General features: G+C 72.3%; 1 protein-coding gene. It reads right to left on the bottom strand.

Annotation, left to right across the window (positions count from 1 at the left end; translation table 11 throughout):
* Positions 1–734 precede the first annotated feature (734 nt).
* On the bottom strand, positions 735–12,512 hold the full coding sequence (locus tag A6A08_RS25845) for a hypothetical protein (RefSeq protein WP_073705242.1): 11,778 nt from the start codon (positions 12,510–12,512) through the stop codon (positions 735–737).
* Positions 12,513–12,605 lie beyond the last annotated feature (93 nt).

Genomic DNA, 12,605 nt, shown 5'->3' with positions numbered 1-12,605 from the left:
ACGGCATACGCGATTCCACCTTCCCACCGGGGCCGCTACGCGGGCACGAAAGTAGCACCGGGGAAGTCGCGCCGATCGGTGGTACATTCCCAGGACCGGAACCCTCGACGGCGCACTCCCGGTCAATCCCCAAAGCTCATGGGCGTGCTCCGGAGGCGGCGGGGTATTTTTGGAACGTGTTCCACCCGCTTGGCGTGCCGCGTATTTCGGTAACGGTTCTCCTGGAGCCGACCGGATATTCTTTTCCTGTTTCCCTTGCGGCGGGGTCGCGCTCGTGGGGGAGGGCTGGTCCAGCCTCCGGTCGGGAGCCTGGTGGTGGCGGGCCGAAAGCCGGGCGGGGGCGTTGGTGAACCCGTGTCAGCCGACGCCGGTCGCCGCGTCCATGGGGGATTCATCCCCGGTTCCGGGGGAGGCGGTCGTCGGCGGATCGACTTTCGCGATGGCGCCCGTGCGGGGGCAGGCCCCAGGAAGGAGGCCGTTCATTCCCTGTTTCACGGAAATCTATTTCCGCGTGTCGGATCATATGCCTTTGTGTACCGGGAAACAAAGGCCGAACGGCTCGCTGATAAACAGGAGGTGTGTGTCCGCCAGGAGAGTCGCATTTCCCGTTCCCTGGCGGAGGCGCGGGGGGAAACCCGTGCGCCCGGTGCCGCGTGTGCGGTTGCGGCCCGGCGCCGCGCGGCACGGCGCGCGTTCCCGCTCCTCACGGGGACAGCCGTGCCCCGCACTCGGGCTCAGCTCCGGCCGGGAACCGTGGAACCCGATCCGCCGGACGGACGCCCCGGGGGGTTCTGCCCGGGGGGAGGGACGCCCTCGGACGACGTCCTCCCCGGCTTCATGGCCGCCATGATCCTCTCCAGCAGCTTCCGTACGCTTTCGGCGCGTTTCCGTGCGCTTTCGGCGATTTTCTCGGCGCCGTCGCGGGCCTCCTGAGCGGTCTCCACGGCCTCCGCGGCACGCTCGGCCGCGGCCGCCGCCCTCTGAGCAGCCTGCTGCGCCAACGTATGTGCGCGACGAGCGGCGGCGAGGGCTTCGTTGGCGGCCCTCACGGTCATGCCGACGGCACTCCGGGCCTCCTCGGCGATCTTCCGCGCCTCGTCCGCGCGAGCGGCGGCCTCCTCGGCCTCCCGCGCGGTGGCGTCCGCCCTGGTGCGCAGGTCCTGTGCCCGCTCGGCCAGCTGCTTCGCGTCCTCGGCGGCCCGGGCCGCGCGCTCCGCCGCCTCGCGGGCGGTCTGCCGGGCCTCCTGGGCCCTCGCCCGCGCGTCCTCCGCGCCCCGGCGAGCGGCGTCCTCCCGGGTGTCCGTCGTCCTCCCGGGGCCGTCGGCCGTGTCCGGTGCGGTCCGCCCGCCGGGGGAGGGCCGGGAGGCGTTCGCCGCCGCCTGGGCCGCGAGGTCCGCGGCGGTGCGGGCCGCGCGGGCGTCGGCCTCGGCCCGCGCAGCGTCCCTGGCGGCGTCCGCGGCGCCGGCACGCACCTCGGCGGCCCTGTCCGCCGCCGCGTCCGCGGCGGTGCGGGCGTCCTCGGCCGCATCGGCGGCACGCTGGGCCGCCTCACCGGCGTCCCGCGCGTTCTGGGCGGCCCGGTCCGCGCCGTCCCGGTGGCCGGACGCGCTGGTGCTGAGGTCCTCGGCCCATGTCCGCAGGGCCTCGGCGTCCGCGGCCATCCGGTCGGCCGCCTCCCGCGCGGTGTCGGCGTCCGTCTTCGCTGTCCCGGCTTCCGTCGCGGCCGTCTCCGCCGCCTCCCGCGCGGTGTCGGCGCGATCGGCGATCCCCTCCAGGTCGGAGATCAGGGCATCGGCCCGGTCGCGCGCGTCCTGGGCGGCCCGGGCCCCGCCGACGGGCCGGTCCTGCCCGGACAGGCCCTCCACGGCGGTGCTGAGCTCCCGGTACCGCGACGGGGTCGCGTTGAGGTCGTTCCCGAGTCCGATGACGGTGTCCGCGTGCCTGTCTGCGGTGTTCCAGGCGTCGGTCGCGGCGGTGGCCGCGCTCTCGGCCGCCGTGGTGGCCGTCCTGAGCCGTCCGTCGAAGGCGCCGCGATCGGGTTCGGGCATCCTCGTGAGGGCGTCGCCGCGGGCGGTGTTGAAGCCGTCGCGGACGGCGGTGGCATCGGTGTGCGCCGTGTCCGCCGCCTCCCGCGCGTCACGTGCCTGCCGTACCGCCCCCGGCGAGGGGGCACCGTCGGTCCCGGGCGCGGGTCCTCCGGCCCCGGCGGCGGGTGCTCCGTCGCCGGAGCCCGTGAGGATGCGGATGCCGTCCCGAAGGTCGGCCCTGCCGCGGTCCAGGGGGGTGGAGAGGCCGCTCGCGTTATCGCGTGCGTCACGGGCCTCCCGGGCCGCGGTGTCCGCGGCGTCGGAGGCGCGTTCGACCCGCGCGTCCGCGGTGTTCGTGTTCTGCTCCTGGCCGTCCCGGGGGTTCCTGGAGCCGTCCGAGTCCAGCGCGCCGGGATCCCGGTCGGGGGTGTCGGATTCCGGCGGACGGAGGTTCAGCTCCGCCCGGAATCGGTCGACCAGTTCCTGTCGCGGTCCCGTGGGCGCGGGCGCCGGGCCCGGCGGGGTCACGGTGACGGTCGGCTGGGTCCCGCCGGTGGTCGTGGTGGTGCCGCCGGTGTCGCCGGTGGTCGTGGTGCCGACCGGGGGCACTCCACCGGGGGCGGGGGGCGCACCCGTGTTCCCGGTACTCGTGGTGGTCGTGGTGGTCGTGCCGCCGGTGGCCGGTGCGCGGGTCGTCCCTCCGCTTCCGTCGCCGCTCACCGTACGCACGGGGGGAGCGGTGCCGCCGTCCGTCCCCTGACCGGCGCCCCCCAGCGTGGTGCGCGTGTTGTTCACGGTCTCGATCAGGGCGTCGATCTGGTCGTCGAAGTCGGACAGCGCCTTTGCGTACTTGTCCTCCTGTGCGTTGTAGGCGCTCTCGGCGCTCCGGTCGCCCGGGTCGGCGGCGTACCTCTCGGCCAGGCCCTCCAGCGGGGCCCGGGTGTCTGCGTACGCGGCCTCCGCCTGGCTGAACTCCTCCCGCGCCTGGTTGATCCGGCCCATGAGGGGGGCCAGGTCCTTCGCCTGGTCCGGCGTGAGGAAGCCCATCGCGACCGCGTCGGACTCCGAGAACCAGCCGGCCATCCTGACCGTGACGTCGTCCACGCCCCAGCGGGTGGGCCGGGAGTAGAACGGGGTCGGCGCAAGGCTCGGGTCGTTCGGGTGGAAGGCGGCGGGCGCCTTGAGCTTGCTGCCCGCGGCGAACGCCCAGGTGGCGTCGTACTCCACGAGGTAGACGGGCCCCTGGCGGAGCTGGTCCGACTCCTGGTAGCCCTTGACGGCCTGGTTGGAGCCCCTTTCGGCCCCATGGGACGAGCTGGTGTTCACACCCGGCGCACCGGTGTAGATGCCCTCGTGCCCGTCGTAGGAGATGCCGCCGGTGGTCAGCCCGGCGGGGCGGAACTCTCCGCCGCGGCCCCGGCCCCCGCCGTGGGAGTCGCCGGCGCTGTTCGTCCGGGGCTGGGCACGGGAGTCGCTGAGCTGGCTGCCCGGCAGTGCGTCCAGGATCTTCGCTCCGCGGCTGCTCGGCACGACCTTGGCGCCCCACTCGGTGCGGCTGATGTCCGTGAACTGCACTCCCTCGGAGTTGCGTGAGGCCGACGGGTACACGGCCTTGACGGCCTTGTCGCTGAGGCTGTGGTCGATCTCGTTGTACACCGGGTCCTGGCCGTAGGCGTCGGCGAGGTAGGCACGCGCCGCGTCCGCCGTGGCGCGGGTGGGCCGCCCTCCTTCGGGGGTGCCGGCGGGCGGCTGCCAGCCGAGGGACTGCGCGATGACGACGTTGGCCTTGTCGCGCAGCGCCTGCCCGCCGTCCTGTACCATGGTCGGCTTGGTGATGGCGGTGTCGTTGCCGGGTCGGGGGCCGGCGTCGCCCGTCCAGGTGCGCAACGCGTCGGACACGGACGCGTGGACGGGGGCTCCGGGCCGCCGTGTCGTGCCTCCGTCCTCCGGCGGGGCGGGGGCGCGGTCGTTCCCGGTCGTGTCGGTTCCCGTCCGGTCGCCGGTGGTGTTGCCGCCCTCCGGGGACGGAGGGGTGTTCTGGTCGGCGGGAGCGGTCCCCGTGGAGCCGGTGCTGTCCGTGGACGTGGCGATGGCGGGGGGAGGCGCCGGCAGGTCGGTACCGGTGCTCTGTGTGCCTTCTCCCGTGGTGGTCGTCGCCGGGGGATCGAAGGTCATGTACGCGAACGGGTACATCGTCTCGATCCGCCCGCTGCCGGCGGTGCCCGTGTACGTCGATCGCGGCGGGTTGCCGTTCTCCCCGCCCTTGGGTTCGCCGAGTTCGAGGGTGAGGGTCAGCGTCGTGTCCGCGCCGACCTTCGCGTACGGGGTGTTCAGGTGCAGCTCGACGGTGCGGGCGTCGTCCTGGGACTCCCCGGAGGAGCGCCCGTCGCTGGTGGAGGAGGACACCGCCCCGGCGGGGGAGGCGAACAGCGGGCGGTGCTCCGGCTGTCCGTCCGGCCCCTGGTCGTCCTGGGCGTAGGGGAGGGGCTGCAGCAGCACGCCGTCCGCGCCCACCGTCGTCCCGGTCCCCCTGTTCCGCGAGTTCGCGTCGGTCGCCTTCCAGGTGTGCGACTCGATGTAGTAGCCGGACTGGCCGACGTAGGAGACGTCGGTGCGGCTCGGGTCCCTGGTCAGGTTCACGTAGACCTTCGCCGGGGAGGCCGAGCGCATGGGGTGTGGAAGCGAGTCCGAGGTGGGCTCCGGCCCCAGCGCGCGGACCTTGACCGGCACCGGGACGGTGGAGTCCGGGTTCTGGCCCAGGTGCGTGGTCAGTTTCTGTAGCAGGAGCTCCCGGCCGCCGTTCGTCAGCTCCAGTCCGTTCCCGGCGAGGTCGTTCACCAACTCCTGGATGGCGGCCTCGGGGTCGGCGGGCTGGATCTGCCTGCCGTTGTTCTCGAACCCGGGTCGCACCTGCGCGGTGTCGGGCGTCTTCGGGTTGGGCTGCGGGCTCAGGTTCACCCCCGTCCCGCTCTCGTCGCGGGTCGCCCGGTCCATCACCAGCCCCTCCTGCTGGGCGTCGCGGGAGTGCACGTAGCCCGCGAGCAGGTTCTGGACGGGAGCGGTCCACCCGTGGAACAGGGTTTTCCAGTTCAGGGGCGGGCCGATGCTCCAGTTCTTCAGGAACTCGACCGCCTGGGTGAGGTGACCGGAGGCGCGGAAGGCGTACACCTTGGTGTTGTCCGGGATGAACAGCACCGACGACGTGAAGGAGGTCGACTGGGTGTGCGACGTGCCGCGGGAGAAGAACGTGCGGGAGAGGGAGGGCCCGAGCAGCGGGATCGGTCTGACGGCCTCGGTGGGCAGGGAGCCGTCGGAGGGGTGCGGGTTCGGGTTGCGGCCCCCGCTGCCTCCGAGCTTGAAGCCGAGGCCGCCGGTCAGGGAGGAGCTGGTGGACAGGGTCACCTCGCTGCCGCCGTTCCACCGCATCTGGGCGTCGACGGGGCGGAAGTCGGTGACGGTGTCGATCTCCACCTTGGTGGCGACGGTGGCGCGGACGTCGTGCGGTGACCAGAAACCGCCGCTCATCTCCTGGCGGATGCGGGAGCCCGACGGCGTGGTCACGCTCTTGCTCGTGGCGAGTTCCTCCGCCGACAGGTGGTTCTCGAACTGCCGACCGCCCCCGGACGTCTGGGAGAGGAACGACTCGAGCTTGCGCCGATACCCGTTGTGGAGGCCGCTGCGCGGATCGGAGAAGGTCCGGTACGTCTCCTCCAGCAACCCGCGCATGCCCCGGCTCCCGGCGTCGAAGTGCGTGTTCACGCGCTCGAAGGTGCCGCCGATGCGGCGGATCGCCTGGGCACGGGCCTGGTTCAGGGTCGGCGGGCCCTGTGGGGGCCGGTTGGCCGGGGCGCCGTCCCCGCTCCGGTCTCCCCCTGGCGAAACGGTCTCCGGCGTCGTCCCGGTGGTGGTGTTCGCGGTGCCGCCGGGGGGAGGCGGTGAGGTGAGGACGACGGCCTGGCCGCTGTCGGTACCGGTGGTGTTCGTGGCGGTGTTCTGGGGAGGGGCGACGATCTCGGCGCCCCCGCCGAACAGGCGTCCCCAGGTGTGCACGACCCCGTCCCGGATGACGGTCCACCGGCCTCCCCGGTCCTCGCCCGCCGTGCCGCCGGGGGTGGTCCGCGGGACGAAGTTCCGGACGATCACGTCCCGTGCCTGTTCGGGCGTGAGCGGTTGCCGGCCGCCGGTCGTGGCGGGCGCCGTGTCCCCGGAGGTGTTCGTCTGCGTGGAGTCTCCTCCCCGTGTGCCGGTGGTGACGGTGGCCTCAGGGGTGTTCCGCGTCTCCCGTCCGTCGGAGGAGGTGGCGGTCTCGTCGTCGCGGGCCGTGCCCGTCGGGTCGGACAGGGTGTTCGGGGAGTCGGAGGCTACCGGCGGCATCCTGGGCGTGAGGAGGACGGTCTGGGCGTCCATCCCGTTCCCCAGGAGCGGGGCGCCGTGTTCGCGCTGGGGCCGGTCGTCGCGCGCCATCCCGATGTCGTCGTGCTCGAACAGCCGTGCGGTGAAGCGGGTGCGGGACGTCCACACGTCGGAGTCCCCGCTGAACAGCACCGTCTCCTCGGAGCTGTGGGAGAGGCCCTGGCTGGAGCCCTTGCCCTTGTTCAGGGACGCGCTCAACGAGACCGAGGGGTTTCCCAGGACCCGGGGGACGCCGCGTACGTCGGCGCCGGCGTCGGTGCGCACGCTGGCGCCCGTGGTGAGGCCGAGCGCGTGGTTGGCGCTCGACCCCTTCATGGTGGTGATGCCGGCCGAGCCCGCGAACCGGCCGCCGCCGCTGGCGGTCGTGTCGAACTGGTGCACCAGGCGATCGAAGTCGCCGTAGACGCGCACGGTCACGGTTTCGGGACGGCCGCCCCTGTCCTCGCGGATCATCGTCGGGTCGATCAGGGCGGATTCCTTGAGGCGGACCGGAATGCCGTTGCCGGGCAGGTCGGGCGCACCGCTCTTGAGCCCGGACTCGGAGAGCGCGTTGATGACCTTCAGGGTGTTCTCCCGCGCCACGTCCACGTTGCGGCGCAGGCCCCAGCGCTCGCGGAAGCTGTGGACCGGTCCGTCCGGGTCCATGTGGCTGGGGCGGACGGCGTAGTCCTTGCCGGTCCGCGCCAGATCCGGGATGACCAGTCCGGGGCGCTTCTCGGAGATGCCGCTGAGCACGCGGTACGCCAGGTCGTCGTAGAACGGGCGCTGTGGTGGGGGAGGCGACTGGGCATCACCGTCGGCGCTGTTGTTCCCGGTGGTGTCCGTCGTGTTCGTGGTCCCCGTGTTGCTGTTGCCTGTGGTTCCCGCCGTCCCGCCGTTGTTCGCGGGAGCGGCCGGGGGAGCGTGGCCGAACCCGCGTACGGTGGCCCCGCTCAGGTCCGTGGGGCGGTCCACCGCGAGGTTCGGGAACGGGGGCCGGGGCGGCGCGGTCGGTTCGCCGGTCGGGTCCGGGGCCTTGGAGGGTTCACCGTTGAGCTGGCGGGCGTCCTCGATCGTGAGCAGCTCGACGGAGTTCCCCTCGAAGCGGTGCGCTTCCGGCTCGCCCTGGATGCGGACGTAGTAGTCGCGCTTCACGTCGTAGGCCGCGTGGCCGGAGGGGGCGTGCACGACATGGCTGTTCGTCCCCGAGGTGTTCAGGGCGACCCCTGTGCTCCTCTCGAACGTCGCCGAGTACTCCACGAAGGGCACGTCGAGCCGGATGCTCTTGCCGTTGGGCAGGTCGAGCCAGATGCCGAAGCCGCCGCCGACCGAACCGGACGCCACGGTGGAGTGCTTCACGCTGGAGGAGGCGCTCTTGACCGCGGTGTTGCTGTGCACGAAGTCGGCCAGGCCGGGGGCGAAGTCCTTGCGGTTGTACTCGGTCGACACCGACCACATCCGCATGATGCGGGGGCGGCTGCCGGGGATCTCGATCCGGATGTGCGCGGAACTGTTGGACATCTGCGGCAGGTACTGCTGCACCCGGTCGTTGTCGAAGGTGGTCTCGATCCGCTCGCGGTAATCGTTGTCGCGCCGCTCCCGCCTGGAGGTGGTGTGGCCGCCGTCCCGGCCCCCCTCGGGGCGGGGGCCCAGGAAGTGGTCGGCGAGCCAGGTGCCGAGTGTGCTCTTCCCCGGTCGGCCGCCACCGCCGCGGCCGGTCCCACCGTCGCCGGACGTGGTGTTCCCGCCCGTGTCGCCGGTGGTGTCGCCACTCGTGTTCCCCGTGGTGTTCCCACCGCCTGAAGCCGTGGCGGGAGGCGGGGGGACCGGGGAGAAACGGGTGATCTCGATCGGGTGGCTGGTACCCGTGAACGGCCGGTTCACCGGCGGGTGGTGCCCGTTCGCGTCCGCCGGTCCGTTGTCGGGCACGATGCGCAAAGGGGCGTCCGAGGAGGAGAGCACTTCGCCCGGCAGGCTCATGACGAGGCCGTTGTACGCGGTCCCCTCCTGGACGCGCGGTGCGGTGAGGCCGGGGCCGGTGACGGACGCCCCCATGCGCAGGTCGCCGACGTAGAGGTTCGGGGTGCCGAGCAGTTCGAGGCCGCTGGCGGAGTTGGCGCTGGTCGAGGCCGACCCGGAGGTGCCACGGACCTTCGTGCCGCCGCGTCCGCCGACAGCGGCGATCGGCCCGGCGTCGTTGCCGTTGACGCCGGTCATGTAGAAGGGGCTCATCGTGAACTTGGCGCCGAGGGTCTTGCCCGCGCCGCGTGACCCGCCGTCGCTGGAGTCCACCCCGGGGCCGGTGTCGTGGAGCCTCAGGAACCTGGAGTCCCCGCCGCCGTTCAGGGCCTTGGCGTCGACGTGGTGGAAATCGCCGTCGTCGGGACGCAGGTCGATGTCGACGCTCCACGTCTGCCCGTTGTGTGTGGCGCCGACGGGGTGTCCGCCCTCGCGGAGGAAGGGCCGCGGCCCCTCCCTCGTGAGGATGTCGACCACGCCGTCCACGATCCCCCGCCGTGCGGGTCCGGGCATGCCCGGAGTATGGGTCAGGACGTCGTCGACGAACCCGGGCAGGTGCTCCGCGAAGAGCATGTGCGGCCCGAGGAGGGTGGACGTGGCCAGGTAGCCCAGGTCGTAGCTCTGACCGCTCCGGTCCGGCACGAGGCCGCCGTCGTAGGTGAGGGCCGGGAGCGGCCGGGGCGGCGGTGCGCCCTCCGGCGGGGCTCCCTCCTGGGTGCTCCGGTCCCGGTCCCCGCTGCTCCCGGTACCGGTGTCGTCCCGGTCGTCGGTCGGTCCGCGGTCGGCGGGGTCGGGGGTGTCGCCGGTCAGGCTTTCGCCCTGGGGAACGGGGGAGTCGGTGCTGAGGGGACCGAGCCGGATGTCCCTGCTGGTCCCGCCGAGGGGGACGGGGCCGGTGTCGCCGCTCGGGCCCGCGGGGGTCTCCACGACGGCCATGACGGTGGTCAGGCCGTCGGTGCGCAGCAGGTCGGCCTGCATTCGGGCGAGGTCGTCGTAGCTCCGGTGGGCCTCGTTGGCCTCGCGCTGCGCCTCGTGGGCGCGTGCGCGCAGGTCGTCGGCGTCGGGGCGGCCCTGGCTCTCGGCCTCCCTGGTCTGGTCGACCAGATCCTGGGCGCGCTGGTAGCCGCTGATCGCGTCCTTGATGCTGGCCGAGGCCAGCTCCCCGAGCCGGATGGCGGTGGTGATCCTGTTCGGCGTGGCCTGGGGGACGCGGTTCCCCTGCCCGCTGGCGGCGGCGGGCGCGGGGGCGGACGGGCCGCCCTGACCGAGTGGGGGCGCCGTGAGGGGCGGTGGGACGGGCACGGTGGGGGGAGCGCCGTCCTGCTCCCCCGTGCGGAGCGGCGGGACGGCGCCCTGGTCGCCCGGGGAGCCGGGCGGAGGGGTGGGTGCGGGGAAATGGTCGTCCAGCGCCCCGGGAAGGGGGGTGGTGTCCCCGGTCTGCGACGGCGGCCCGCTCTCCGTCCTGGCGGTGGTATCGCGGTGGTCGGCGCCGTCTTCGGCGGCGGGCGGCGGGGACGGAGGAGCGTCCTCCGACTCTGTCCGCTGCTCGGGGGTGCGTACGGTGTCGGGGTCCGCCTGCTGTTCGTCCGTCGAACTGCCCGGATCGTCCCGTCCGGTGGTGCCGTCGGTGGTTGCTGTCTGCGGAGCGGGAGGTGCGCTCTCGGTGGCGGTGCGCACATCGTCGCTGACCGACCGGTCGGTGGAGGAGTCCGGGGTGCGGGTGTCGCCGGTGCGCTGGGGAGAACGCCCACCGCTGTCCCGCTCCGAGGACGCGGAGCGCTGGCCGCTGTCGGAGGCCGGGTTCTGCGGAGCGGTCGCGGGTGGCGGAGCGGCCTGGCCGACCGGAGGCGCCACGGCGACGGGCGCGGGGGTGTGCTGCTCCGGTTGGGGAACGGAGCGGTCGGCCGGGTTCGGGTCGCCGTTGTTTCCGTTGTTCCCCGGAGTGGGTGTGGTCTGCCCCGTGCCGGGGGGTGCGTTCATCTCCGGGTTGTCGGGGACGATCGCGTTGAGGAAATTGACGATGAGAGGGTCGTCGTTCGTCCCCGGGGGGAAGAGGTCGTCGTTGAGGCCGGGGTATGCGGTGCCCGCTGTCCCGAAGGGGTCCTTGTCGTTCTCGGGGGTCTTGAGGGGGTCGGAGAACGGGGTACGCGTGTCCTCGTCGTCGTGCACGCGTGCGGTGTCGTCCGAGGCCCGGCCGAGGTCGTCGGGATCGCCGAATTCGGAGCCGGTGTCACTGCCGGTGTCGCTGACCAGGTCGGGAACGTCGTCGACGTCGGGAACACCGTCACGGTCGTACGGGGACGACCCGTCGTCCTGACGGGACGGGGCGGGTCCGTCGTCGCGGTCCTCTCCCCGCTGGGGTCCGTCTCCGCCGCGTTCGGGGGCCCGATCACCACCCTGACCGGGGTCGTCGTTTCCGTGCCCCCATGGGTTGGTGCTGTCGGGGTCGACGCGGTTGTCGGTGCCGTTGCTCTCGGTTCGGGGTGGTGGGGGTGGGGTGGTGTTGGGTTTGTCTTTGTCGTTGAACAGGTCGGTGGTGGCCAGGGTGGTGTCGGTGGCGCCTTGTTGGATGCCTGCTTGGCTGGCGCCTGCGGTGGCGGACCAGATGGAGGCTTCCCAGCCGCGTCCGTCGGCGAGGCTGCCCAGGCCTTCGCCGAGGTAGCCCTCGGTGGCTCCGCTGCCGATGCTGCCGCCGGTTTGTTGGGCGTAGGCGCTGGTGGTGGAGAAGTAGTCGGCGAGGGGTTTTTGGAGGGTGGCGGGGACGTTGGCGAGGTGGTCGCGCGTGTGCGGGGGCAGGCGGTCGCCGATGGTGTCGCGTAGGTGTTGTCCGAGGTCGGGGCGTCCCCAGTGGGTGGCCAGGGTGTTGGCGTAGTCGCGTCCGAGGTCGCGTGCTGCGGTTTGGCCGAGGTGGTCGCCGAAGTGGCGGGCGAAGAGGTCGGCGAAGTCGTCGCGTGCTGCGGCGGCTTTGGTGGTGTTGTCGAAGGCGCCCGCGCCGGTGGGGCTGGCGGGGTTGTAGGGGGTGAGGAGTTCGTCGTTGTGGCGTCCGAAGAGGGAGGCCAGGTCCTTGTTCAGGGACGGGGTGGGCAGGTCGGGGGAGGGTTCGTCCTTGGGCGCGGGCGTGCCCGGACCCCGATCGGGATCCTCTCTGGGGGGAGGGGCGTCGCGGTCGGGTCCGCCTCCGGGCGGGGGCGTGTCGGTGCCGTGGTCGGGCCCGCTTCCCGGGGGTGGGTCTTCCTTGGTGGGCCCTTTGGGGTCGGGCGGGGGGCCGTTGGGGGCGTCGTTGAGTGGTCCCGTGGGTGGTGGTCCGCCGTCGGGTCCGGGTCTGGTTACGGGTGGTGGGTCGGGGAGGTGGTTGAGGTCGTCGAGGCTGTTCTTGAGCAGGTGGTGGAGGTTTTTGCTGAACAGGCCGTCCATGCCGGCGGAGAGGACGGCGGAGAGTGCTCCTTCGATGGCGCCGCCGGTGTGGGCGCTCTTGGTGAGTGTGCCGTCCATGGTGGTGCGGGTGCCGCGTCCGATCTGGATGCGTTGGATGATGCTGTCCATGCTGGCGAAGATCTGGCTGATGATCTGGTGGCTGGGCACGGTGATCACGAGCCAGGCCAGGATGCGGCGCATGGCCAGGCTGCGGATGGCCTTGAAGATGGGGATGAACTTCAGGGTGGCGCCGAAGGTGAACTTGGCGGTGGCGATGGCCCAGGCGATCTCGGCCAGGAGTTGGATGAACTGGCCGATGACCATCATGTGCATGTACTCGACGTTGGCGCCGGCTTTGCGCAGCTCGGTGGTCATGGTGGCCGAGTTGTCCTTGGCTGAGCCGACGTAGTTGTTCTCGCCTTGGGTGAACTGGTTCAGGGAGTGTTCGTAGTAGTCGGCGGTGCGGCCGTTGAAGTTGCGGCGTACGCGGGCGCGGCTGAGTTGGATGAGTTCGTCGAGGGTGTTGAGGCGGTGGATGAGGGTGGTGTAGACCTCGGCGGCGTGGAAGAGCTTGGTGGGGTTGGCGCGGGGGACGTCGATGCCGGTGAGGACCTTGATCGCGGTGCGTGAGGAGTCGGACATGTTGTGGTCCAACGGCATACGCGATTCCACCTCCCCGGCTGTAGCGCGAGAGGCATGAAGGTAGCACCGGCAGGTCCGGATGTGGAAGTAGTTGTGCTTATGTTTGTGTTC

It is taken from the genome of Nocardiopsis sp. TSRI0078, assembly GCF_001905145.1.
Classification (GTDB): domain Bacteria; phylum Actinomycetota; class Actinomycetes; order Streptosporangiales; family Streptosporangiaceae; genus Nocardiopsis.
The sequence above is the reverse complement of the archived record's forward strand: the minus strand, read 5'-3'. Positions and strand labels throughout refer to the sequence as shown.

Excerpts from the sequence above, each read along its gene's own strand:
- A6A08_RS25845 (WP_073705242.1), bottom strand. The coding sequence starts at position 12,512 with ATGCCGTTGGACCACAACATGTCCGACTCCTCACGCACCGCGATCAAG.